The sequence below is a fragment of the Allorhizobium sp. NPDC080224 genome, assembly GCF_050281005.1.
Classification (GTDB): Bacteria; Pseudomonadota; Alphaproteobacteria; order Rhizobiales; family Rhizobiaceae; genus Allorhizobium.
Window position 1 is genome coordinate 20,851 of the sequence record NZ_JBNNWJ010000006.1, and the last position, 23,477, is coordinate 44,327.

22 protein-coding genes are annotated in these 23,477 nt (G+C 55.4%); 13 read left to right on the top strand and 9 right to left on the bottom strand.

The genetic code is table 11. The annotated features are described in order from the left end of the window. Positions 1-409: 409 nt before the first annotated feature. The 12 genes from ACQKP1_RS23005 to ACQKP1_RS23060 all read left to right on the top strand — a co-directional run bounded on the left by ACQKP1_RS23005 (position 410) and on the right by ACQKP1_RS23060 (position 12,047). Complete coding sequence (locus ACQKP1_RS23005; protein ID WP_427277169.1) at positions 410-1,195, top strand: ABC transporter permease; 786 nt, start codon at positions 410-412, stop codon at positions 1,193-1,195. Continuing rightward, positions 1,185-2,513 (top strand): ABC transporter ATP-binding protein, encoded by a 1,329-nt coding sequence (locus tag ACQKP1_RS23010; protein WP_427277170.1) that lies wholly within the window; start codon positions 1,185-1,187, stop codon positions 2,511-2,513. The genes ACQKP1_RS23005 and ACQKP1_RS23010 overlap by 11 nt, the downstream gene beginning before the upstream one ends. Continuing rightward, positions 2,510-3,367, top strand: coding sequence for a hypothetical protein (locus tag ACQKP1_RS23015; protein WP_427277171.1), 858 nt, complete (start codon positions 2,510-2,512; stop codon positions 3,365-3,367). The genes ACQKP1_RS23010 and ACQKP1_RS23015 overlap by 4 nt, the downstream gene beginning before the upstream one ends. Next, on the top strand, positions 3,368-4,255 hold the full coding sequence (locus ACQKP1_RS23020; RefSeq protein ID WP_427277172.1) for a hypothetical protein: 888 nt from the start codon (positions 3,368-3,370) through the stop codon (positions 4,253-4,255). A 5-nt stretch (positions 4,256-4,260) separates the two neighbouring features. Further along, positions 4,261-4,974, top strand: coding sequence for an FkbM family methyltransferase (locus tag ACQKP1_RS23025; RefSeq protein ID WP_427277173.1), 714 nt, complete (start codon positions 4,261-4,263; stop codon positions 4,972-4,974). 84 nt (positions 4,975-5,058) lie between these two features. Beyond that, positions 5,059-5,736, top strand: coding sequence for a class I SAM-dependent methyltransferase (locus tag ACQKP1_RS23030; protein ID WP_427277174.1), 678 nt, complete (start codon positions 5,059-5,061; stop codon positions 5,734-5,736). A gap of 78 nt (positions 5,737-5,814) precedes the next feature. Continuing rightward, entirely contained in the window at positions 5,815-6,654 is an 840-nt protein-coding gene (locus ACQKP1_RS23035; protein WP_427277175.1) for an alpha-1,2-fucosyltransferase, read from the top strand. Beyond that, positions 6,651-7,637, top strand: a complete 987-nt coding sequence (locus ACQKP1_RS23040; RefSeq protein WP_427277176.1) for a glycosyltransferase — start codon at positions 6,651-6,653, stop codon at positions 7,635-7,637. Before ACQKP1_RS23035 ends, ACQKP1_RS23040 begins: the two co-directional genes overlap by 4 nt. Positions 7,638-7,651: 14 nt before the next feature. After that, entirely contained in the window at positions 7,652-9,133 is a 1,482-nt protein-coding gene (locus tag ACQKP1_RS23045; protein WP_427277177.1) for a glycosyltransferase family 4 protein, read from the top strand. Positions 9,134-9,135: 2 nt separating this feature from the next. Further along, a complete protein-coding gene (locus ACQKP1_RS23050; RefSeq protein WP_427277178.1) occupies positions 9,136-10,077 on the top strand; it encodes an NAD-dependent epimerase/dehydratase family protein in 942 nt (313 codons plus the stop codon). Between the two features lie 64 nt (positions 10,078-10,141). Beyond that, a complete protein-coding gene (locus tag ACQKP1_RS23055; protein WP_427277255.1) occupies positions 10,142-10,924 on the top strand; it encodes a glycosyltransferase in 783 nt (260 codons plus the stop codon). Then, on the top strand, positions 10,914-12,047 hold the full coding sequence (locus tag ACQKP1_RS23060) for a glycosyltransferase family 4 protein (RefSeq protein WP_427277179.1): 1,134 nt from the start codon (positions 10,914-10,916) through the stop codon (positions 12,045-12,047). The genes ACQKP1_RS23055 and ACQKP1_RS23060 overlap by 11 nt, the downstream gene beginning before the upstream one ends. Positions 12,048-12,082: 35 nt before the next feature. Here the strand turns inward: ACQKP1_RS23060 and rfbA are convergent, their stop codons facing one another. The 6 genes from rfbA to ACQKP1_RS23090 all read right to left on the bottom strand — a co-directional run bounded on the left by rfbA (position 12,083) and on the right by ACQKP1_RS23090 (position 18,758). Continuing rightward, on the bottom strand, positions 12,083-12,967 hold the full coding sequence (gene rfbA / locus ACQKP1_RS23065; protein ID WP_427277180.1) for a glucose-1-phosphate thymidylyltransferase RfbA: 885 nt from the start codon (positions 12,965-12,967) through the stop codon (positions 12,083-12,085). Positions 12,968-12,989: 22 nt separating this feature from the next. Then, positions 12,990-14,060 (bottom strand): dTDP-glucose 4,6-dehydratase, encoded by a 1,071-nt coding sequence (gene rfbB, locus ACQKP1_RS23070; RefSeq protein WP_427277181.1) that lies wholly within the window; start codon positions 14,058-14,060, stop codon positions 12,990-12,992. 146 nt (positions 14,061-14,206) lie between these two features. Further along, the gene (gene galE, locus ACQKP1_RS23075; RefSeq protein WP_427277182.1) at positions 14,207-15,223 is read right to left on the bottom strand and encodes a UDP-glucose 4-epimerase GalE; all 1,017 of its coding nucleotides are present in this window, start codon (positions 15,221-15,223) and stop codon (positions 14,207-14,209) included. Between the two features lie 98 nt (positions 15,224-15,321). Then, positions 15,322-16,251: an NAD-dependent epimerase/dehydratase family protein gene (locus ACQKP1_RS23080; protein WP_427277183.1), complete on the bottom strand. Its 930-nt coding sequence runs from the start codon at positions 16,249-16,251 to the stop codon at positions 15,322-15,324. After that, positions 16,235-18,127, bottom strand: a complete 1,893-nt coding sequence (locus tag ACQKP1_RS23085; protein ID WP_427277256.1) for a polysaccharide biosynthesis protein — start codon at positions 18,125-18,127, stop codon at positions 16,235-16,237. The genes ACQKP1_RS23080 and ACQKP1_RS23085 overlap by 17 nt, the downstream gene beginning before the upstream one ends. Before the next feature lie 64 nt (positions 18,128-18,191). Then, positions 18,192-18,758: a sugar transferase gene (locus tag ACQKP1_RS23090; protein ID WP_427277184.1), complete on the bottom strand. Its 567-nt coding sequence runs from the start codon at positions 18,756-18,758 to the stop codon at positions 18,192-18,194. 240 nt (positions 18,759-18,998) lie between these two features. Between ACQKP1_RS23090 and ACQKP1_RS23095 the strand changes: the two genes are divergently transcribed. Then, the gene (locus tag ACQKP1_RS23095; RefSeq protein ID WP_427277185.1) at positions 18,999-19,259 is read left to right on the top strand and encodes a hypothetical protein; all 261 of its coding nucleotides are present in this window, start codon (positions 18,999-19,001) and stop codon (positions 19,257-19,259) included. A 77-nt stretch (positions 19,260-19,336) separates the two neighbouring features. Here the strand turns inward: ACQKP1_RS23095 and ACQKP1_RS23100 are convergent, their stop codons facing one another. The 3 genes from ACQKP1_RS23100 to ACQKP1_RS23110 are packed head-to-tail and all read right to left on the bottom strand — an operon-like array spanning position 19,337 to position 23,432. Continuing rightward, positions 19,337-20,764, bottom strand: a complete 1,428-nt coding sequence (locus tag ACQKP1_RS23100) for a mannose-1-phosphate guanylyltransferase/mannose-6-phosphate isomerase (RefSeq protein WP_427277186.1) — start codon at positions 20,762-20,764, stop codon at positions 19,337-19,339. Positions 20,765-20,820: 56 nt separating this feature from the next. Then, positions 20,821-22,083, bottom strand: coding sequence for a glycosyltransferase family 4 protein (locus ACQKP1_RS23105; protein ID WP_427277187.1), 1,263 nt, complete (start codon positions 22,081-22,083; stop codon positions 20,821-20,823). Then, positions 22,080-23,432, bottom strand: coding sequence for an O-antigen ligase family protein (locus tag ACQKP1_RS23110; protein ID WP_427277188.1), 1,353 nt, complete (start codon positions 23,430-23,432; stop codon positions 22,080-22,082). Before ACQKP1_RS23110 ends, ACQKP1_RS23105 begins: the two co-directional genes overlap by 4 nt. Between the last annotated feature and the right edge of the window lie 45 nt (positions 23,433-23,477).

Consider the following 23,477-nt stretch of genomic DNA (forward strand, 5'->3'; position numbering starts at 1 on the left):
GGCTTTTGGAGCACTCGACGGCGGCCTTGTTTGGCGGTTTCCATCAGCGAGGTTCTATTGACCCAATCCAGCCCCGAGTGTATGGCCCGTCTAATGCGGAGCTGCTCGGGTTTCGTAGTCCAAAGCGAGAGGCTGATAACGGTATGCTCGAAGCATTTGTGACGGAAATAGGACGGCATCAGGCGGTGAAAATGAGAGCTACGGCTTCGTGTCAGCATAGCAGTGCGCCTAGTTTTCTCCGTTTCTCTCCAGCAAAAAAAGAGATCAAAACCACAGAATCCGAGCAACGAGAGGGTCCTATGGCTGCTCAGAGTGTGAGCGCCCATCAAGTGACAGTGGGGCCGACAAGTAGCGTGTCTATGGTTGAGCAATGACACTCAGTAAAAGTGTGCTGGTAATCGAGAACGGAGTGTCCGCAAAGGCGTACTGGGGGGATCTATGGCGCCATCGCGAACTGCTCCTGTTTCTGGCCTGGCGAGACATTTTGGTCCGCTACAAGCAGACGGTGATCGGTGTGAGCTGGGTTCTCATTCGTCCGCTCCTGACGATGATGATCCTGACCGTTGTCTTCGGTCGGATTGCCAACCTGTCGTCAGGTGATGTGCCATATGCGATCCTCGTCTTCACGGGACTGCTGCCTTGGTTCTACTTCTCGAACGCGACGGCGGAATCGAGCAACAGTTTGGTCATAAACGGCAACCTGCTGTCGAAGGTGTACTTTCCACGCATGATCGTGCCGGCCAGCACTGTGCTGGTCGGAGCGGTGGATTTCGTCGTCTCCATCTCCGTCCTTGTGCTTTTGATGCTCTGGTATGGCATCGATCCGAACTGGAAACTTCTGTTAATTCCGCTGCTTGGCTTCTGGGTTGGGCTTCTGTCGCTTGGTATCGGGCTGTTGTTCTCTGCCTTGACGGTGCGCTATCGTGATTTCAGGCATATTGTGCCGTTCATGTTGCAGCTGGGCATCTACGCCTCTCCCGTAGGCTACAGTACGGCTCTCATTCCCGCACAATGGGCGCCACTTTACTACCTGAACCCGATCGCCGGCATCATCGATGCCTTTCGATGGGCCATCATCGGTCAAGTGCCAAGCCTCTATGGCATCGTGTCCTCGCTCATCATCACGGTGTCTTTCCTGCTTGTCGGTCTGATCTATTTCAGGGCCGCTGAATCACGGTTTGCCGATGACATCTAGACCCCTCGCCATTGAGGTTGAACACCTCTCTAAGAGCTATGTGATCAGTCACAACTCGAAGCGAAAGGCCAGAAGCCTGCGCGAATTGCTGGCCAACCCCTTCGCGCGGCAGGATGCTGTCGGTGCAATGCCTGATGAAGACATGCCGAAGGAGACCTTCTGGGCTCTCAACGACGTGTCGTTCCAGATCGCTGAAGGCGAGCGGGTTGCCATCATCGGCGGCAATGGGGCCGGGAAGTCCACCCTTTTGAAGATCCTCAGCCGCATCACCGAGCCGACAAGCGGCAAGGTAGCGATCCGCGGAAAGGTTTCCAGTCTGCTTGAAGTCGGAACTGGCTTCCATCCGGAATTGACGGGACGCGAAAACATCTATCTGAACGGCGCAATCCTCGGTATGCGCCGCAGCGAGATCACCGCCAAGTTCGACCAGATTGTGGATTTTTCCGGTGTCGAAAAATTCATCGATACGCCGGTGAAACACTATTCGAGCGGCATGTACGTGCGGCTTGCCTTCTCCGTCTCGGCTTGGCTCGATCCGGATATCCTGATCGTGGACGAGGTGCTCTCGGTCGGCGATCAGGCATTCCAGCGCCGATGCGCCGAGCGCATGAAGGAGCTGACGGGAGCTGGCCGCACCGTCCTCTTCGTCAGCCATTCCATGTCGGCCGTGAAGGCCATGTGTGAGAAGGCAATGTTTCTCGAGCGTGGGCAAGCCGTATACTTCGGCTCGGTCGATGATGCGGCCTCTCAATATGTGAGATCCCTCGAGTCTGGTAATGCCGACGGTTGGGGTAAGGCTCGATTCGTGCCTGGCGATGAGGGCGTGGTGGCGCATAGTGACCACCAGGACAAGATCCGGTGCCACCATGTGCGGATCGTTGATGAGCAGGATCTGGTCACGAGCCAGCTTTCAATCGACCGGCCGTTTTTCATCGATCTGACCTATGAGGTGCTTCAGGACCTCGACCAGCCCGCAGCCCCGAACTTCCACTTCTACGACGAGTTTGGCGGGCGTGTCTTCATATCGCTGCCGGCGGACGCCTCTCCACGTGAGAAGGGGATCTACACCGCCAGATGCGAGATTCCTGCTTACCAGTTCAACAACGGGCGCTTTGCGGCGATGATCGCGGTCAGCAGCTTCGGACTTGAGGCGCCTCTTCACTTCGCTTACGAAAACGCACTTCGTTTCGAGGTGGCTGAGCACGGGTTTGCCGATATGCGCCGACATGGCTGGACCGGAGCATTGCCGGGCGTGTCGAGACCTCGGCTAGACTGGACTTACAACAAGCACAACAGCTTGACGGGGTTAAAAGTATGACAACTCGGGTGATTTCGCAGCGGCTGACTGCTGAGTACGAAAGCTTCAAACGCAATGTATATTCCCAGACGGGCGAAGACGGTCTGATCGAGTACTTCCTGAGCAAGTTGGGAATTGAAACCGGGTACTTTGTCGAGTTCGGGGCATGGGACGGCAAGCATCTCTCCAACTGCGCCCACCTTGCTGAAAAAGGCTGGGCAGGATGCTTTATTGAAGGTGACAGCACCAGATTCTTGGATCTGGTCCGCAATTACGGTGACAATAGCCGGATTGATCCGGTGAATTGCTTCGTTGTTCCCGAAGGACCGCAATCCTTAGATTCAATCTTGACCGGCATAGGTGCGCCTAAAAAAATAGACGTCTTGTCAATAGATATCGATGGATACGACTACGCGATCTGGGAGCATTTGTCCCTGTTCGAACCCATGCTGGTAGTTGTCGAGTATAACCCTACAATACCTGCGAATGTGGTTCACATCCAGGATGAACACGATCAGACCTGCTTTGGAAATTCGCTGGCGGCCTTCTGGGAGCTCGGGAAAGCGAAGGGCTACAAGTTGGTGGCGACGTCGGACTGGAACGCATTCTTCATCCGAGAAGTCGACTGCGTTCAGCACTTAATTCCTGACTATCGTCCTTGGGAGATCAAGGATCAGCAATACGAGACATTTATCTACCACGGCTACAACGGTGTGGTGAAGCTGGCCGGAGACCGCACATTGGTCTGGCACGGTGTGCCGATCCGCGAAGACAAGATACAGGTAATACCCGAGAAATTGCGGAAAATTCCAGTTGGTCAGTCCCAGAAATTTTTCGAAGAGCTGGACGAGTTCAAGAGCACGGTGACGAAATAGATGAAGCTTTCACTTTGCAATTTCAAGCTGCCGAATGGAGGCCTTGATCCTGTCAAGGTCTCTGCGCTCGGGGCGCTGGTGTCCGCTGAAGCATTTGTCGAAACCGGCACTTATCTCGGTGACACCGTAGACGCCATGCTCGGCTTCTTTGAAAAGGTGGTCAGCATCGAACTGTCACCCGAGCTGCATAGCAAGGCACAGGGCCGATTTGCCCAGAAGCAGGGTGTGCAAATTCTGCTGGGAAATTCGGCGACAAGAATTGCTGATGCCGCCAAGGGTCTGGGTGGACGCAGCGCTATATTCTGGCTGGATGCGCATTGGAGCGGCGGCAATACTGCGAAGGCGGACGAAAACACTCCGATTGTAAAAGAGCTTGATAGCATCAGGGAATTTGACGTTGGTCAATCAATCATCATGGTCGACGACCTGCGCTATTTTATTGATGTGCCGACCGGGTTTGAGGTTCATGAAGCAAATCATGGTTATCCTTTGCTTCGGGACCTTCTCGAAAAGGTTAGCGCACTCTGGCCCGATCGTTTCGTGGTGATCAACGGTGATATCCTTTTCATCTTCCCTGTAAGCATTCGCGAGCGCATCGAAATATCCCCGGTGTTGGCTGCCACGCATAAGCTGAGATCTGGCGACGTCACTGATGCGGAAAGAACCGAACTTGAGGCGGTTATCGCGGGCGCTCAGGGCGAAGAGCGAGATGTTCTGTTGTCGCTACCTAACATCTTCAGCCATTCGCTGCTCTACGGAATCGGGGGGGAATATCTGTACTGGCGTTCGCTCGTTTGGGAGCGTGAAGGTGCATTGGACAGTGCTCGCGCAGATCTTGAGTTGGCCAGAAGGTGTGGCCGCGCTGTGCCGATGCGCGATTGGGAGTGAACTCGATGTTCGCAAGCAGACTTCTGCGTTTCATGGAGCGACGCATCGGTGCGATCGCCGATGCGATTGATCCCCTCCTCACACCGGCGCCAGAGGTGCATGTTCCACCGCCGCCGACAGCCAAAGAGATGGCGCATGCCAAATGGGTCGCGGATCTTGGCGACAAGACCCTCCGTCTCGAATATAACCTGAATTCGGATGACATCGTCGTCGACCTGGGGGGATTCGAGGGGCAGTGGGCCAGCGATATCTTTTCGCGCTACGTCTGCACGGTCCACGTGGTGGAACCGGTGAGCGATTATTCCCAGCAGATCGAGCGGCGTTTTGAACGTAACGACCGTATCCGAGTGCACCAGTGCGCACTCGGAGCGGGTTACGGCACTATGGAGCTGTCGATTTCTGGCGACGCCTCGAGTCAATTCAAGTCAGGCGAAAGCACTCTTTCCGCAAAGGTTGTCCCCTTTGATGTATGGATGAGAGAAAATGGAGTAGAGCATGTTGGTCTTCTAAAGATCAACATCGAAGGGGGAGAATACGACCTCCTTGACCACATGTTGGCGACGGGCTGTGTGGAGAGGATCGACAATATCCAGGTCCAGTTCCACGACTTTGTCGAGAATTCAGACGAGCGAATGAGACTAATTCAAGAGCGTCTGGAGCGGACCCACGAAAGAACTTATGACTACCCATATGTCTGGGAGAATTGGCGCCGTCGTTGACGCCGTGTATGCACCCTTCTTTCGCGGTTGCGGTTGCTACGTTTTTTCGAAATGATTGCTCCATCGGGATATGGGGAGCAAGTCATGCGAAAATTGGTAAGGGCGGTCACGACACAGAAGCAACGCATCTATCTCTACAACCTCCTACACAGGGTAAAGTCCAGCAGGCTGTCGATGTTGGCGGGCGCGACGCGAAAGTCGCCTGACGACTTTGAAAAGCCCTATCGTCTGCATCTGGGATGCGGAAACGTCGGACTGCCGGGTTATGTCAATGTCGACGTGATGCACACGCTGGGCGTCGATGTCGTGGACGACATTCGTTTCCTGAAGCGCTTTCCCAGCAATTCCGCTAGCCAGATCTATGCCTGCCATGTCATGGAGCATTTCGGTCACGAGGAAATCATGCCGATCCTGCGGCGTTGGTTCGATGTCCTGATGCCTGGAGGCGAAATCCGGATTTCGGTTCCGGACATTGACCGCATCGTCAAAATTTACTCGGAGAACCCGCAGCATTTCCAGACTCCGGGAAATTCTCCTTGGATCGGACTAATCTATGGGGGGCAGTCGACGCCATACGATTACCACAAGACCGGCTACAATTTTTGCTGGTTGCGGCACCTCATGGAACAGGTCGGCTATGTTGACTGCAGCGAGTATCCACATGAACCTCATTTCATACCGGGTGTGGTGGATGCGTCGCTGGCCAACCAGCCATTCGGTGAGTATATCTCGCTCAACATGAAGGCCAGAAAACCCGGCTGAATACGGCCGGCGCCAGGATAGACGGAAAAGGACGGATCTTTGATTATCGTGAAGCTGCTGGGTGGACTGGGAAATCAGATGTTCCAGTTCGCAACGGGTCGTGCTGTTGCTCATCGTTTGAATGCGGAGCTCCTGCTCGATGTCAGTGCCTTCACGCATTACGACCTCCGGCGCTATGAGCTGGATTCCTGGGCAATCCGTGCGCGACCTGCAACCCGTGACGAACTGGCGCGTGCCGGCGTTTTCGCTGCACCCCCGACTTTCGTTCGGCGGCTGATGCAGGCTGCGGGATTCGGGCTACCCATGAACCGCTTTCAGGAGGCGTCCTTCGCCTATGATCCGCGTATTCTCGCCGTGAAAGATCCAGCCTATCTCGACGGATACTTCCAGAGCGCGCGATACTTCGCAGATGTCGCTGGTCTGCTGCGTGAGGAGTTTGTCTTGCGCGCTCCTGTCGATGACGGGAATGCGGAGGTTCGCCGCAAGATCCGCGAATCCGGCGCATCTGCGGTCTCGCTCCATATCCGCCGTGGCGATTATGTGACCAACGCCCATACGGCGCAGTATCACGGTGTCTGTTCGCTCGACTATTACCGTCGCGCGGTGACCCATATTGCAGAACGGTGCCCAGCGCCGCGATTCTTTGTGTTTTCTGATGATCTCGATTGGGTGAGAGACAACCTGCATATCGATCAGGAGATGGTTCTCGTAGATGCGAATGGTCCGGATAGTGGTGCCTGGGACATGGCCTTGATGATGGCCTGTCGCCACCACATTATCGCCAACAGTTCATTCAGCTGGTGGGGTGCCTGGCTTAACCCGCATTCCGACAAGATCATTGTGGCGCCGCAGCAATGGTTCAGCGCAGCGACCCATGATACGCGCGACTTGGTGCCCGGGGATTGGGTGCGCCTATGAGTGTGCCGCAAATCTCGGTCATCATGCCGATCTACAACGGGGCCGCTGATCTCGAGAGGGCGTTGCAATCCGTGCTGTCGCAGACCTTCACGGATTTCGAAGTTCTGGCCATCAATGACGGGTCAAAGGATGAATCCGGCAGATTACTCGATTGGGTCAACGATCCTCGCGTCCGGGTCATTCATCAGGACAACATGGGCCTTGCTGCCACCCTCAACAAAGGCATATCGCTGGCGCGCGGCGAGTTTATCGCCCGGCAGGACCAGGACGATCTCAGCCATCCCGAGCGGTTTGCCCGGCAACTGGACTACATGCGCAACAACCCTGACTGCATTTTGCTCGGGACCGCTGCGGAGATCTGGGTCGGTGATGAACCGACGGATCGGACCCACGACCACCCGACACGGCACGAGGTGCTGGCTTTCGATCTGCTGTTCAACAATCCGTTCGTCCATAGTTCGGTCATGATGAGGCGCGATGCGGTCCTGAGCGTCGGCGGCTATACGACAGATCCCAGTCGGCAGCCGCCCGAGGACTACGAACTCTGGTCCCGCATGGCGCGCAAGGGGCGGATCGCGAATCTGGAGGAGCGACTGCTGATCTATAGGGAGGTGCCGCAAAGTATGTCGCGCACCGGTCCGAACCCTTTTCTGGATCGTCTTGTCACCATCAGTGCTGAAAACCTCGCGCTTGCGAGTGGCCGTTCGGTTGGGGACATCCATGCAGAGAACTTGGCGGCTTATACCCATTCTGCCTTGCATCGATTGTCAGAAAAAACCGATATCACGGCCATGGCAGCGATCATCGCCAACGCAGCCAAGTCGATCGGTGCGGATGATCCCGAAGTGCAGTGCAAGGCCGCTGAACGATCTAACATCATTCGCTATCAACGGATGATGCATCTGACGGGATCGGAGTGGGCAAAACCGCTTCTTCAGCGTGCCCGCGGTGCGGTCAGGCGACTCGCCAACCTAGTGCGCTGAGCGGGAGAATTCTCATGCACTTCCTATTCTGTAGCGAATTCTATTTCCCCAGCATCGGTGGCGTTCAAGAGGTCATGCGCCAAATCGCCGAGAGACTTGTGCAAAGTGGACACGAAGTCACTGTCGCAACGACACGGTTAGCGAATAGAGATTTCGATAGCCATAATGGTGTGCGCATTGTCGAATTTGGCATCACGGGTAATCTAGTGCGCGGGATGGACGGAGAACTCGACCGCTACCAAGATTTCGTGCGTGCGTTTGATGGTGACGCGATCATGATCAAGGCTGCCCAGCAATGGACATTCGACGCGCTATGGCCGGTGCTGGACGAGATCACCTGCCGCAAGGTCTTCATTCCCTGCGGCTTTTCCGGATTATACGAACCTAGCTACCGAGAGTATTTTGAAGCACTGCCAGAGGTGCTGCGAAAGTTCGATCATCTGATCTTTTATGCAGAGCAGTATCGCGATGTTGATTTTGCGCGCAAGCATGGAATCTCGAACTTCTCGATTCTTCCCAACGGAGCAAGCGAGATTGAATTTGGGGTCGAGCGGGATCGGGAGTTCAGAACTCGGCATGGCATACCTGCCGATAGCGCAGTGCTTTTGACCGTAGGCAGTCTGACGGGCGTGAAGGGGCATCGTGAACTCTTGGAGGCCTTTGTCCGCCTCCGGACCGAACGGCGTCATGTTACTTTCATCATGAACGGGAACGCTCCGCCTGGGCCAGTGGTCGTTGTGAAGCCAGATCGTGTTAGGGTCGGCACTTCGAATCAGCGCGAAGTTGCGGAGCTTTGTGGCCCCTACGGTCGGTTGCGAGGAATTTACGAGATCGAAGGTCTGACTGGCGTCCGCACGCTTATTGCTCGGCGAATGAAGCGGTTGTTGTCACTAAGATTTGTTTGTGGGAGGGTGGCTACGATTTGGTCTGAAGAAGGGTGGATCGGCATCAGGATGCGCCTTCTGCGCCGGATCGGACCGTGGCTGGACGGCACGGGATTGATGCGCTTCCTGCCGGCGAGTGCTCGAGAGGCGAGCAACCCGCTGTCCTATTGGAAAGCCGAAGCGCATCAGTTGGGCCAAGATAGGCTGCTTCTCACCACTGATTTTGACAGACGCGAACTGGTGCAAGCTTACATGGCTGCAGATTTGTTCGTCTTCGCTTCGAACATCGAATACTCGCCGCTGGTGCTTTACGAAACGGTCGCCGCCGGAACGCCGTTTCTCTCAGTGCCTGTTGGCAATGCTGAGGAAATTGCGGCATGGACTGGCGCTGGTATCATCTGTAAGGCAGAGAAAGACGAGCGCGGCTATACGCGAGCGGCTCCGCCCGTACTTGCGGCTCAGATTGCCAAAGTGATTGAAGATCCGGCAAAGCTCTCTGCCTTGGGGAGGGTTGGACAGGATGCTTGGAGAGAGCGTTTCACCTGGGCAGCGATTACAAAGCGTTATGAAGCCATACTGATCGGATCCTCGTCGTCCGACTGCGGACGGTGACAATGCGGACCTGCGTTATCGGCGGACACGGCTTTGTTGGCCGACATGTTGTGAGAGCCCTGCTGTCGAGCGGCAGAGATGTTCTTGTGCTGGGGCGTCGGCGCGATCGTCCGGATGAACTGCCCCAGGCCGCAGCTTACGCTTCTTGCGATTTGGTCGACAGAATATCTTTACGCTATCATCTTGAAGGTGTGGGTGAGATTGTGTCTCTCGCTCATGCGACGCCCCCCGTGTTGGGATCGAAAGACCTGGTGGGTGATCATGTCGCCAACCTCCAGCCGGTGCTGGTTCTATTGGAGGAAGCGGAACGTCTCGCAGGTTTGCGCAAGCTGATTGTGACATCATCCGGCGGCACTGTTTATGGTGTCGCAGATCAACTGCCGATCTCGGAAGATGCTCCGACCAGACCTGTTTCGCCATATGGTATCACCAAATTGGCTATCGAGCGCTACGCTCTGATGTTCCATCTGCTCAGATCTCTGCCCGTCGCCATCGTTCGTCCATCGAATGTTTATGGGGTGGGGCAGCGTGCATTTACGGGGCAGGGCTTCATTGCCACAGCGATCGGTCACGCTCTGAGAGACGAGCCGATTGCCATATTCGGGGATGGTCTGACGACTCGCGACTATATCCATGTCAATGATGTAGCGGCCGGGATCGCTGCGGTGCTTGACATGGGTAGCCTTGGGGAGGCGTACAACCTCGGGACATCGATTGGCCGCTCCAATCTCGATATACTTGATTTCCTTAGGCAGCGTGCTCTGGCGGACAATCTCACATTGGAGGTACAGCAGCTTCCGGCGCGAGGTTTTGATGTGCCTATAAATGTCTTGAGCTATGAAAAGCTCTTTTCCCAAACCGGTTGGTGTCCAAAGGAACATTTTGAAGAACGTGTTGCGGAAATGTGGTCTGCTATGAAGGCGATGTTCGCGTCAAATGGTTGAGCCATCAGAATCTCAGCCTGCATTTGGTGAACGCGAGACGGGTAAGCCTCGTGCATCATTCATCATGGCCGTCAACCGGGATAATCCTTGGCTTGACCAGGCTATCGAGAGTGTTCTTTCCCAAGACGAGCCAAGATTTGAATTCTTGATTGGCGCGAACGCCTGTGACGACTCATTGTGGCATAAGCTCCTGGAATACGCCGCACATGATCCTCGCATTCGTCTCTCTCGGTCATCGATCGGGCAGCTGTCTTTCAATCTCAACCTTCTCGCAGATCAGGCCATGACACCTTATCTGGTGCGCATGGACTCTGATGACGTGTGCCTTCCGAACAGGCTCAGCACATTGCTTGCCGCGATGGAGCGCGATGGCCTAGATGTTCTGGGATCAGCGGTCGCTATCATCGACGAAGACAGCCGTGAGATTGGAGGCATGTCTTTCCCCCTATCCGCAAAGGCGATCTCTCGGGCATTGACGAGACGAACAGTTCTCTGCCACCCCGCTGTGATGTTGCGAAAACAGTTTCTGCTAGACATGAGAGGCTACCTTGGTGGTTTTGTCTCAGAGGACACAGATCTATGGTTGCGAGCAGAGCGACAAGGGGCAAGAATGGGAAACCTTCCCGACATCCTGTTGCACTATCGGCTCCACCAAAATCAATCGATCATGTCATCCCTCGGCTACGCCGAAGTGGCTTCGCACTGGCTTAGGGAATGTCTTCTGCGGCCTTCCTTCAGGAATGTAGGAGGTTTGCTGGTATCACTTGGCAAGTGCCTCATGGCACGCTGGGCTCCCGGCATAAGGCGCTATCTGAAACCCAGATCGAGTGGCACTCATGAAAGATAGACCAAAGCTCCTTCTCTTTGTTTCTGTTGACTGGTTCTTCTGCTCCCATTTTCTGGATCGCGCTGTCGCGGCCGCTCGGGAGGGATTTGACGTCGTGGTGGTGACACATGTCGCCGAGCACAGGGAGAAGATCGAAGCCGCTGGACTGAAGGTCATTCATCTTGCCTTGGATCGCAAGTCGGTAAATCCGCTCCTTGCGCTTGTGGCATTGTTCAGGCTTTGCAAAATCCTGCGGCATGAACGGCCTTCAATCGTGCACAATGTCGCGCTGAAGCCCATCATTCTTGGCAGTCTCGCAACTAGGCTGACGGGCAGGGTCCCGATTGTAAACGCTGTCGTCGGAGGCGGCTTCATATTCAGCTCGAACGGCCTTGTCGCGCGCTTGCTTCGGTTTCCGATAGGCCTTGCTCTAAAGCTTCTTCTCAACCCGTCTAAAAGCCGCGTAGTGTTTGAGAACAAAGATGATCTCAAAAGTTTCGTCAGCCTTGGCTATGTCCGCTCGCGCGAGGCGGTGCTCATTCGGGGCGCCGGTGTCGATATGGCGCGATATACGCAAAACGAGGTCGCCGCCGACATTCCGCTGATTGTGCTTCCTGCCAGGTTGCTGTGGGACAAAGGCATCGGTGAATTTGTCGACGCGGCGAGGTTGTTGAAGCGGGACGGTGTTACAGCACGCTTTGTCGTTGTCGGCGGCTTGGATCCTGGCAATCGCGCCTCGATCGACGAGGAAACGCTTCGCAGGTGGCGAGAGGAGGCTTTGGTAGAGTTCTGGGGCTTCAGGAGCGATATGCCGGCTGTGCTTGCCAAGGCAGCGGTGGTTTGCCTTCCATCCTATCGCGAAGGCCTCCCAAAAGCTTTGCTCGAAGGCATGGCGGCCGGGCTACCATGCGTGACTACAGATGTCCCAGGGTGCAGGGAGGCCGTAAGCGACGGTGTCAACGGCATTCTTGTGTCACCTCGCGACATGCCTTCTCTGGCAAGTGCATTGCATCGGTTGATAGTCGACCAGGCGACGCGGCAGGTTATGGGAACCAGAGGCAGAGCAATGGCAGCTCAGCAGTTCTCGACCGAAATAGTGCAGATTGAGACGGTAAAACTTTACCGCTCCCTCGTGACGCGTTGAGGTGTGGTGTCGGCGGGCAGTTTTTCGCACACAAATTAAGTGTGCGACTCAGCAAGTACTCTCATGAGATACTCCCCATATCCGCTCTTGGCCAAAGGTTGGGCCAGACCTTCGAGCGTCTCGGCGTCAATCCAGCCGTTTCGGAAAGCGATCTCTTCGGGACATGCGACCTTCAAGCCCTGTCTCTTTTCAACGATCGCTATGTATTGCGACGCTTCGAGCAGGGAGTCGTGTGTTCCTGTATCCAGCCAGGCGTAGCCGCGTCCCATGATCTCGACATGCAATTGTTGCATGGCGAGGTAGCGGGCGTTGACGTCGGTGATTTCCAGTTCGCCACGCGGGGAGGGCTTTATGCTTGCCGCGATGTCGCAAACTTGTTCGTCATAGAAATACAGGCCTGTCACGGCATAACTGGATTTCGGCTTCGCGGGCTTTTCTTCGATCGATATCGCCTTGCGTTGCTTGTCGAACTCGACGACGCCGTAGCGCTCGGGATCGTTCACATGATAAGCGAACACTGAGGCTCCCAAGCTACGGGATGTTGCGGACCTCAAAAACTCCTGGAAATTGTTGCCATAGAAAATGTTGTCACCGAGGACCAATGCAGAAGGTGCTTTGTTTATGAAATCGCGCCCCAGGACAAATGCTTGCGCCAACCCGTCAGGAGAGGGTTGGACACAATAGGACAGGTTCATACCCCATCGGCTGCCGTCGCCGAGCAGGGTGGAAAAGCGAGGCGTGTCCTGTGGTGTCGAGATGATCAGAACCTCTCGGATGCGCGCAAGCATCAGCGTAGACAGGGCATAGTAGATCATCGGCTTGTCGTAGACATGCAGGAGCTGCTTGGACACGGCCAGCGTTGCCGGATGCAGGCGGGTCCCGGAGCCGCCCGCCAGTATAATGCCTTTACGTGTGGACATGGTCTGCTGGTCTTTCGAGGTTTCAGGGCTGCGGGCTATTGCCGTATTGGAGGTTCAGCCAGTTTTGGTACGCGCCGCTTGTCACATTTGCAATCCAGTCCGGATTGTCGAGATACCATCTGACGGTCTTCAGGATGCCGGTTTCGAAGGTTTCGGCTGGCTTCCAGTTGAGTTCTTCGCAGATCTTCGATGCATCGATGGCGTAGCGCCGGTCATGACCGGGTCTGTCTTTAACGAAGACGATCTGACTGGCGTAGCTTGAGCCGTCCGCTTTCGGTTTAAGGGTGTCGAGGACAGAGCAGACTGTCTTGACGACGTCGATATTTGCCATCTCGTTCCAGCCGCCGACGTTGTAGGTTTCGCCGACGCGTCCGCGCTCCACAACGCAGCGGATGGCGCTGCAGTGGTCCTTCACATAGAGCCAGTCGCGGATCTGCTGGCCATCACCGTAGATCGGCAGCTCCTTACCGGCCAAGGCGTTGTGGATGCAAAGCGGGATCAGCTTTTCAGGAAAGTGGTAGGGCCCGTAATTGTTCGAGCAGTTCGTGGTCAGAACAGGTATGCCGTAGGTGTGGTGGTACGCCCGGACAATGTGATCGGATGCCGCTTTCGTTGCCGAATATGGGCTGTTCGGCTCGTACCTGTTGGTTTCGGCGAAAGCAGGATCGCTTGGACTCAGGGAACCATAGACTTCATCGGTGGAGACGTGGAGGAAGCGAAACTGTTCCTGCAACGCACTTGGTGCCTGGGTGAAATACCATCGGGTGGCCTCCAGAAGTCGATATGTGCCGACAATATTCGTGCTGATGAATTCTTCCGGTCCGAGAATAGAGCGATCAACGTGAGACTCGGCGGCAAAATTTATGATCGCGCGTGGTCGTTCCTGTGCGAGGATTGTTTTGACAAGTTCGATGTCCCCTATGTCGCCCTTCACGAAGCGATGGCGGTCGTCGCCCGCAAGCGACTTGAGGTTCTGCAGATTCCCAGCATAGGTCAGTTTGTCCAAATTTATGATGGGTTCATCACTGTGCTGGAACCAGTCCAGGACGAAGTTACTGCCGATAAAGCCAGCGCCGCCAGTTACCAGGATCATGTTTTAGAAACTCCAATCTTAGTCGTCTGAGTTAACTGGCCGTGTGAGTAGCCGGCAAATCCAGATGGATGCCAGCTTGATCGTCAACAGTGCAGGACGCTCAAGCACGTTTCCCAGAGCGTCAAGTCACTGGCCAGCCCCGTTTGCTAGGTGCCTGCCGCACGAGATACGAATCTCCATGAGGAGGAACACATATCGTCAAGGTTACGCCGCGCCTGCCAGTTCAGCATTCTGCGGGCCTTGTCCGTATCTGCGTAACAGGAGGCGACGTCTCCCGGCCTTCGAGGTGCAAATTCGATTGCGATGTCCCGTCCGCTCGCCCGATGATAGGCTGCAGTCATCTCGAGCACACTGTACCCGGTTCCTGTACCAAGATTGAATGTCTCCAATCCCGTCCGACCTGCAATATATCGAAGTGCCGCTTCGTGTCCCTCGGCAAGATCCATGACATGGATGAAGTCCCGGACCCCCGTGCCATCGGGCGTAGGGTAGTCGGTGCCAAAGACGAGCAGCTTTGACCTCTGGCCGGTGGCAACTTCAGCGACCACAGGCAGCAGGTTGTTCGGACGAGTGGAGGGCTGTTCGCCTATCAGGCCGCTGTCATGGGCACCAGCCGGATTAAAGTAGCGAAGGCACGCAATCGACCAGGTCGGTGAGGATTCGGAGATATCCCGCAGAATATCTTCAACCTGAAGCTTGCTCCGACCATAAGGATTGACAGGTGTAGTTGGGTGGAGTTCGTCTACCGGCAAGGATTGCGGCACGCCATAGACAGTCGCGCTGCTGCTGAAAACGAGCCTCGTAACACCCACTTCCTGCATCGCTTCAATGAGAACGACCGTGCCCGCGACATTAGTGGAGTAATAGGATAGTGGGTCATCGAAAGAATCGCTGACAGACTTCAAGCCGGCAAAATGAATGACCGAAGATATCTCGAATTTCTGGAGTGTGTCGACGATCAGCTTCCTGTCTCGGATGTCGCCCTCAACAAACGAACACTTCTTGCCGCTAATTTCTTCGATCCGCTCTACAACGCTGGCAGTGCTGTTTGCCAGATTGTCTAGAATGACTACGTCGTAACCGCGCAACAGGAGCTCACAGGCGGTGTGGCTACCAATGTATCCGGTTCCGCCGGTTAGCAGTATGTTCTGTCTGACATGCATTCCGTTCGCCTATTATGGTGTCTGGGATCGCTCGATCCAACGATTGAAACGTATCGGACCCGCTTTTTGCAAAGGCCGCAGCATCGTGAGTAGAAGCGCTATCTCGGCAAAAGCGCTGTAGAAACAGGTCGATAGCCGAGGATGGCCCTCGTATCCTCGATATTAACCTGGAGGTTCAGGAACAGCTTTTGATAGACATCCTTCAGCTTCGGCACATGGTTCATAACGCTCCAGAATCGTGTTGGAAGAGAAAGGCATACAGGCTTTTTCCCCCTCATCGAAAATGCCTCTTCAAGCATCGCATGCGTGGATACGTCAATGCCGTCGCTGACCAGAAACGCCCTGCCCTTACCGTCGGCATGCTGCGCCGCTAGCAACAGCGCATCGCAAAGATTGGTCACATGCACTCGTGAGCGGAGGTTCCCAATGTTGGCGAACGGCGAAGGTAAACCAAGCTCTGCCCAGCGTTGAATTCGTACCATGTTGCCCTTCGCGCCGGGGCCGTAGACGAGTGTCGGACGCACGATGACGACCTCCAACCCGCTTTGAGCCTCTATCTTCCGCAAAGCGAACTCAGCTTCCGCCTTGGAGACCGCATAAGGTCCCATCGGCTCCAGAGGGTCATCCGCTTTGAATGCGGCGCCTGGTTCGGTGAACTCCCCATGAACCTTGACGGTGCTGACAAAGACGAGTCGCTTGACGCCCGCCAGTACGGCAGCGTTTGCAAGCTGGACCGTTGTCAGCAGATTTGCATCACGAAAGATCTCCAGAGGGTGCCTCGATGTCTCTCTCATGACGTGCGCTCTACCTGCGAGGTGGACCACGGTATCAGCGCCAGCAAGAAAGGGTACCCAATCACGCGCTTTATCGTAACCGGATACAGTAGCTGGATCCCCGGACGGTCTGAGGCTGAGCGCCCTATGCGAAATGCCCAGCTTTCTAAGATGAGCGACGAGGGCTTGACCTACGAAGCCTGATGCCCCGGTGACAACAATGCTCGCTTCTGACGGATTAGGTGGCTTCGTCACGGTGTTTCTCCCGCGAGATCAGCTCAAAGAGCTTCGCCTTAGCACTTTCGGCGTCCTCTGCGTTCACCCTCTCAAGCAACTCTTCTAATGCCAGTGTTATCCCGTAGTCCGCAATCCCTGATGCATCGGCCCGCATGATTTTAGGATGTCGCGTGGGCTTGGCATTGTCGCGATCATAGAAAAGCTCTTCAAAAAGCTTCTCTCCGGGTCGCTTGCCAACGACTTCGATGGCAATGCCACTCTCCGCATCAGCCTTGTCTTTCACTTTAAAGCCAGCGAGGCGGATCATGTTCTGCGCAAGATCGCCAATTCTAACGGGCTCGCCCATATCCAGTAGAAAAACGTCGCCGCCTTCCGACAGGGCTCCAGCTTGCACGATCAGCTCGGCCGCTTCTGGAATGGACATGAAATAGCGTGTCATGTCCGGGTCGGTAACGGTTACGGGTCCGCCTTTGGAAATCTGTTCCTTGAAAAGCGGGACTACCGAGCCGTTCGATCCGATAACATTGCCGAAGCGGACTGCGCAGAAGACTTGTGGCTTGTCGGCGTCTCGCGCCTCCAAGGCGATTTGGCGGACGATGAGCTCTGCCCAGCGTTTTGTTGCTCCCATGACATTGGTCGGTCTGACAGCTTTGTCCGATGAGATAAGGACGAAGTTGGAGATTTGTTCAGACGCGGCGACGCGAGCAACGGTCAATGTGCCGAACACATTGTTTCTTATGCCTTCCAGCACATTGGATTCCACCAAAGGCACATGCTTGTACGCTGCTGCGTGATAGACGACGTCGATCTTGTGTTCTCGCATCGTTCTGCGCACCAGCCGCTCGTCCGTGACCGAACCCAATACCGGCACCAACATCGGACCATTTCGATGTGCGAGCTCCTGTTCGATACGGTAGAGCGCGTACTCACTCGCTTCGAAAAGGACCAGTTTTGACGGATTCCAATTGGCAATTAGGCGACACAGCTGCGATCCAATGGATCCTCCGGCGCCTGTCACCATAACTGTCTTGCCAGCCAATGCCTGTGCCAGTAGCTCGCGATCTGGCGGCACGAAGGAACGTCCCAGCAGCTCGTCAAGTTCTATTTCGCGGATTTGGTTGACGATGTAGCGACCATCGACGATGTCCGAAATGTCAGGAATGCTTCGGACTTTGACACCGTGTCCGGTAACGCGCGCAATAACTGATTGCCGGCTGTGGGGCGTAATAGATGACATGATCAGGACAATTTCCCGGATGCCGTAGCGTTCGATCAGGCCCGGGAGTTGCTGTGGCGGAAAAACACGATATCCGGCCACATCCCTTCCGTGATTTGCGGGCTCATCGTCTATAATGCCCATGACATAGCGATTGCCATGTCCGCGTAGCGTGTGCGCGAGTTGGGCAGCCGACGATGCAGCGCCGTATATAAAGATCGGTTCTTCATCGCGGCGCATTCCAGTTCCAACGTTCAGCACCCACTTTGCCAGGAAGCGGGTCGTGCAGATCAAGATCGTGCCGAGAATGAAGTACAAGAACGGCACCGATCGCGGAACAATTCCTTGGCCGGCCATCTCCATGAGGAAGACAATAATGACCCAGCACATTGTGGAAACCACCATGGACTGAATGACTGTCCAGATGGCTGCCTCAGGCAGGTAGCGGATAACAGAACGGTAGAGGCCAAGGCGCGCGAAGACCGGGATTGCCACCACAGGTGCGAGCACGGCCAACAATAGCCGCTCATTGGTCAAGACTGGCGTCCAGTCGGAGAGCCGAAGGGCATAGGCTCCCCAAAGCGCCACTATCAGAGAAAGGGAATCGATAACGATCAATACCACACGCTTCCAGCGGCGAGGTGTGCGGATGATTACCTCCCGCAACAAGCGCACCATGGGATGCTCATTGAGTTCGATCTCTGTCACAATGCAAAGCCAGTTCCGGTTTCATGATCGCTTCTCAATGAGAAACACCTCGTGCCGAGATAACCTTGATTACGGTGAGCCACAATATGCGGAGGTCGAAGACGAAGCTCTGTTTCTGTTGATATTCGGCGTCGAATGCCACTTTCAGCGGGATAGCGAGTTCGTCTCGACCATTGACTTGAGCCCATCCGGTGAGACCTGGCGTGAGAAGATGCACATTTGCCTCGGTCCGTCCGGCAATTAGGTCATGCTGATTGAACAGCGCGGGTCGGGGGCCGACCAGACTCATGTCTCCGCGTAATACTGACCATAGCTGCGGGAGTTCATCGAGACTGGTTTTCCTAAGGAAGCTGCCAATCGGCGTGAGATAACTACCCGGATCGCCTAGCAGATGTGTCGCGACGACGGGTGCATCCGTTCGCATTGTTCGAAATTTTGGCATTAGGAATATCTGGTTTTCTCGTCCTACACGTTTCGACCAATATAATGCCGGTCCTGGCGAGGAGATTCGCACAGCGATGGCCACCATAGCCATAGGTAGTGAGAATAAAAATATTGCACCGACCGAAACGATGATGTCGAAAATTCGTTTAGATCTCATCTCTTAAGCCTGCTTAACAAAGATCCTGTCCTGTCATCATTGCGGTATTAGAATTATCTCTACGGACGGCCAGCTTTGATTGATGCACATTGGGTACCTCGGGATGAAATCGTGAAAATGTTTATTTCGGCCTTGAAAGAAATGGTAGCGATCTGGCCGAATTTCGGGCCACGCATATTCTGTTGTTAATTCGACTGCATTTTAGTTATTGTGTGTCTGTCGTTGTGCGCGAGGCGTCCTATGAAAGCAAAATCATCTGTAGAGTCTGTCGTGGCGGATGCCGATGGGACGGACGCGGAAGAGAATCGTCAACTGACCAATCTCCTCCTTCAAAATGCGATCGCGCCGGCTGCCGCCGAGACAACTTTCAAACCGAACGTTAGGTCAGAAAGTCTGAAGTTTGTCGAACTTGTTTTTCTGACGCTGACTTTTTTCCTGCTAATTGTTTACTCGTTTGCCTCTCGTGGGTCGGAAGAAGACCAGGATGGTCTTTTTTATTAGCCCATCTTGACTGTAGGCGAGGATGCTCGTTCTGCAATTTCGCAACTGCTAGCAGCAGCTTTGCAGCTGACAAGAACTCAGCTACGGCCGAATTCGTCGACTAGGCGGATGATGTCATCCTCGCCGAGATACGAACCGGTCTGGACCTCAATCACCTCAAGCCGGATTTTGCCGGGATTGGCGAGGCGGTGCACGGACCCTTGCGGGATGTAGATCGACTGGTTCTCGTGCAAGACGGTTACCTTGTCGTCGATGGTGACCTCTGCCGTTCCCTTGACGCAGACCCAGTGTTCGGCGCGGTGGTGATGCTTCTGCAGCGAAAGCTTCTTTTCCGGGTGCACGAAGAGACGCTTCACCTGGAAGCGATCGCCGTTGAGGATCGAAGTATAGCCACCCCAGGGACGAAGTGCCGTCGGGTGGTTTTCGGTGAGATGCGCCGTCTTCTTGTCGGCGGCGAGCATCTTGACGAGATTGCCGACATCCTGGGCCCGGTCGAGGCGACCGACATAGACGGCATCTTCCGAAGCGATCACGGCGACACCTTCCATGCCCTGGACGGCCAGATGGGCGTTGCGCGACATGACGAGCGAATTTTTGGTATCGGAGACGGTGGCATTGCCATTGACCACATTGCCGTTTTGATCGCCTTCCGCGAGCTTCCAGATCGCATCCCAGCTGCCGAGGTCAGACCAGATGATTGGAGCCGGCACGACGGCGGCGTTCGGCGTCTTTTCCATGACGGCATAGTCGATCGAGATGCTCGGGCTTGCCGCAAAGCTCTCCGCGTCGAGGCGTGTGAAGTCGAGATCGCCCTTGGCCTTTTCGATCGAGGTCCGGACGGCTGCGAGAACATCCGGCGCCAGCGTCTCGAGCTCCGCGATCATCTGGCCGGCTGAGAAGACGAACATGCCTGAGTTCCAGGCATAATTGCCGCTTGCAAGCATCTCTTCGGCGACCTCGGCATTGGGCTTTTCGACGAAACGCGTGACCTTGTTTACACCATTTCCGAGGTCGTCGCCGATCTCGATATAACCGTAGCCGGTTGCGGGCTCGGTGGGGGTGATGCCGAAGGTGACGATCTTGCCGTTACGTGCGGCGTGGGCCGCCTTTTGCACGCAGCCGCGATAGGTGTCATCGACGGTGATCTCGTGGTCTGATGGCAGGATCTGGATCAGCGTTTCGCTGCCATGGCGCTCACCGACGATGAGCGCAGCGGCTGCGACAGCGGCCGCGGTGTTGCGTGCTTCCGGCTCCAGGATGATGCCGTCGAGCGAAACGCCGATCTCGCGGGCCTGTTCGGCGACGAGGAAGCGGAAGTCCTCGTTGGTCACGATGACAGGGGCTTCATAGATCGTCGCGTCGGAGACGCGGGCCAGCGTCTTCTGCAGCAAGGTTTCATCGCCGAGGAACCGGATGAACTGCTTCGCAGCGGCTGCGCGCGACAGAGGCCAAAGCCTTGTTCCCTTGCCGCCGGCCATGATGACCGGCACGATCTTGTTGCTCATGTTTTTATGCCTTTGAGATGCGTTGTCGCTGTTTTGTCGTGCTGCGAGGCGGGTCCCTACCGCAAAGCTTGCATAGAAGCCAGCGTCTCCCGTGCCACAGCATTCCACGTTCTTAGTGTCGGCCTCGCCTCGTTGATGCGTTTCCGAAGCTCATGCTGGAATTTGATATCCGTCTCTAGCTTCTCGATGATCTCCGCAAGACGAGATGCGTCATCTGGTTCAAAGTAAAGGGCCAGATCGCCGCAAACCTCTCGCAGCGCTTCCGCTGTTGAGCAGATCGCTGGCGTGCCGCACCAGAGCGCTTCGCCGGCTGGCAGACCCCAGCCTTCGAGCTTGCTTGGCATTACGAGGGCAAGCGCTCCCTTGTAGAGATTTACAAGGTCGGTCTGGTTGGGATTGTCGATAAAGATCAGTCGTTCGTGAATGTCGCTGAACACTGGCCTTGATGCATAACGGCGCAGGCGCTTTCTGTGAGAGCCGGCGATGACAAGCTTCGGAGCAGGTTTTCCGTCGGCCTTCAGCAGTCGCAGAGCCTCCAGAACAACCTCGATGTTTTTCCGGCCGAGATTAAGCGCCACCGTCAGGATGTAGGGTTCATTTGGTACGGTAATCTCTGACTGTTCGGTGCCGTCAGGGCAGTGGTGAACGAGCTGCACCACATTCACGGGGCCGCGTGGATCTGGGAGCATGCCCTTATCGACGAAGGTTTTAAGCTCTTTTGCGGTAAAGTTCGAGTTCGTCAGGATCTGACGGGCCTGCTCGATCAGGAAGCGGTTGTCCGCCAGGAAGTTGCGATCGAGCTTGCGGAAGCGTTTCGTTGCTCCGTCATGCAGGGGCATAAAATCGTGCAGCAGGGGTACAATGGATGCTATTGATCCTTTGTCGCGGAGTGCCCTGACCATGTCGACGATCAGTTTGGGGCGGGCGGCCGAGAAGAAAATGCCGCTATCGATCGCGACGGGCATTAGATGTCCCGCATGTTTCAGCCAGTTGTTCCTGTTTTTCCTTTGTGTTGCTCGGTTCAGGAGGCGGAAGATGAACGGCAGGATCGAGTTCTTGCCGAAATACGACCTTACCCATTTCTGGCCGACATCCTTCGGCAGATCGAACTCGACACTACCGTCCTGTCGCTTGCGCCAGGTGATTTCGTAGAACTGCCGCATGCCAAAGGAGAAGACGACAAACCGGATATCGTCCTTGAGCAGGGCAGCTTCTCGACCAATCTCGTGGACGGTGCGGGCGATTCCGTAATACTGCGTGCGCTTGCCCGACGTAGAGAGCAATGCCTCGGTGAGATCGAAATAGAGAGGTCCGCTCATGTGGATTCCTCATCCTGCATGCTGTTTGACAGGGCATAGAGTACGCCGCAGAGCAGGCAGAAATAATGTGTGTAGAATTTCAGGTTCAGGAATGAATCGAACATCATGGCCATGCCCCAGAACAGCGATACGCCTGTTGTCATCAGGATCCTGTCGACCGTCGACAAACCCTTCGACACAAACCAGGGGATTGCAAGGAAGAGCAGGCCGAGCGACAGTTGAAAGACCCCGCCCGTCACCAACCAGGTCAGATACTGATTGTGATTGTGCTCATAGCCATAGGTCGCGTGTATCAGTTTTTGAAGATAAAGCGAGCCATGGCCGTGTAGAGGGCGTTCAAGGATCGCTTCGACCGACGCTTGCCACATTGCCAGACGATGTCCGATCGCTTCATCCTTCGAGACTGTTGCAGGATCGTTGCTGCCTGTCTCGGTGCCTTGTCCTGGTGCAGTCGTGGCAGATTCATCTCCGGTCGCTGGCGCTGGAGCGACTGGGGTGGCTGTTTCTTCGCCGCTGGCGGTAAACTGCGATGCCATGGTCTCGAGGGTCTCGAATGTCGAGGAGAAGCGGGAGGCCGGTCCGCAGTCGGTTGCGATTCCGACCAGGAAAGAGAGTATCAGCCCGGTACTCGCTGCAGCGGCTAGATGATGAAAACGAGGGATCCGGCCTCTCATGGAAGGAAACAGCCCCATTAGGAAGAGAATGCCGAATACGCCGAGCTGGGCGACGGCGACCCCGCGAGAGCCGGTATAGGTGGTCGATACCACGATGCTGAGCGCCATGAGGGCGAGGCGGAGCCAGCGTTCACTCGCGGTCAATCTTTCCCAGCCGACCAGACAGATGAATGTCAGCGTCGAGAACAGAAGGGCAGGGATGAATGGCCAGGGCGCAAGGCCGCGGACACGACAGGCATCCCGGATTCCTGCAATCATCATGTATGAGAGAATGAGGAAACAAGCGACGAGCAGCCAGGGCATAAGTCTGCGAAACAAGTCTGCGAGGTGTCTCACCTGCAGCCCGCGAACGAGCCCGACGACAAGCATGGCAATCGCGATCGCATAGGACTCAAGGCTTGGATTGACGGGACGAGGATCTGAAGCCTCAAGGCCAGTGAAGAAAAAGAGGGTGAGAAGTCCGTAGGCGAAGTAGATGCCGAACGGGATTAGCAGCGCCCAGATTGAGACGTGGTAGTGCCTGTACTTGAGAGCGTGCATCAGAAAAGGAATGGGCAGAACGCCGGCGACGACGAGAAGTGGCGTGACCTTGCTTCCCAGAAACAATGCGATGGCCAGCCCTGCGAGAAACAGGAAGTCTGAGACTTGCCACAAGCGGTCTAGATAGGGCTTCATGTTTCCGTTCCGAATCGTATTTGTGCCTGCATGATTTCGTAGCGT

Coding starts and splice junctions, on each gene's coding strand:
- ACQKP1_RS23035 (WP_427277175.1), top strand. CDS start 5,815: ATGTTCCAGTTCGCAACGGGTCGTGCTGTTGCTCATCGTTTGAATGCG.
- ACQKP1_RS23025 (WP_427277173.1), top strand. CDS start 4,261: ATGTTCGCAAGCAGACTTCTGCGTTTCATGGAGCGACGCATCGGTGCG.
- galE (WP_427277182.1), bottom strand. CDS start 15,223: ATGCATGTCAGACAGAACATACTGCTAACCGGCGGAACCGGATACATT.
- ACQKP1_RS23085 (WP_427277256.1), bottom strand. CDS start 18,127: ATGGTGCGCTTGTTGCGGGAGGTAATCATCCGCACACCTCGCCGCTGG.
- ACQKP1_RS23090 (WP_427277184.1), bottom strand. CDS start 18,758: ATGAGATCTAAACGAATTTTCGACATCATCGTTTCGGTCGGTGCAATA.
- ACQKP1_RS23105 (WP_427277187.1), bottom strand. CDS start 22,083: ATGAGCGGACCTCTCTATTTCGATCTCACCGAGGCATTGCTCTCTACG.
- ACQKP1_RS23030 (WP_427277174.1), top strand. CDS start 5,059: ATGCGAAAATTGGTAAGGGCGGTCACGACACAGAAGCAACGCATCTAT.
- ACQKP1_RS23015 (WP_427277171.1), top strand. CDS start 2,510: ATGACAACTCGGGTGATTTCGCAGCGGCTGACTGCTGAGTACGAAAGC.
- ACQKP1_RS23010 (WP_427277170.1), top strand. CDS start 1,185: ATGACATCTAGACCCCTCGCCATTGAGGTTGAACACCTCTCTAAGAGC.
- ACQKP1_RS23020 (WP_427277172.1), top strand. CDS start 3,368: ATGAAGCTTTCACTTTGCAATTTCAAGCTGCCGAATGGAGGCCTTGAT.
- ACQKP1_RS23050 (WP_427277178.1), top strand. CDS start 9,136: ATGCGGACCTGCGTTATCGGCGGACACGGCTTTGTTGGCCGACATGTT.
- ACQKP1_RS23060 (WP_427277179.1), top strand. CDS start 10,914: ATGAAAGATAGACCAAAGCTCCTTCTCTTTGTTTCTGTTGACTGGTTC.
- rfbB (WP_427277181.1), bottom strand. CDS start 14,060: ATGATCCTGGTAACTGGCGGCGCTGGCTTTATCGGCAGTAACTTCGTC.
- ACQKP1_RS23110 (WP_427277188.1), bottom strand. CDS start 23,432: ATGAAGCCCTATCTAGACCGCTTGTGGCAAGTCTCAGACTTCCTGTTT.
- ACQKP1_RS23045 (WP_427277177.1), top strand. CDS start 7,652: ATGCACTTCCTATTCTGTAGCGAATTCTATTTCCCCAGCATCGGTGGC.
- ACQKP1_RS23055 (WP_427277255.1), top strand. CDS start 10,142: ATGGCCGTCAACCGGGATAATCCTTGGCTTGACCAGGCTATCGAGAGT.
- rfbA (WP_427277180.1), bottom strand. CDS start 12,967: ATGTCCACACGTAAAGGCATTATACTGGCGGGCGGCTCCGGGACCCGC.
- ACQKP1_RS23040 (WP_427277176.1), top strand. CDS start 6,651: ATGAGTGTGCCGCAAATCTCGGTCATCATGCCGATCTACAACGGGGCC.
- ACQKP1_RS23095 (WP_427277185.1), top strand. CDS start 18,999: ATGAAAGCAAAATCATCTGTAGAGTCTGTCGTGGCGGATGCCGATGGG.
- ACQKP1_RS23100 (WP_427277186.1), bottom strand. CDS start 20,764: ATGAGCAACAAGATCGTGCCGGTCATCATGGCCGGCGGCAAGGGAACA.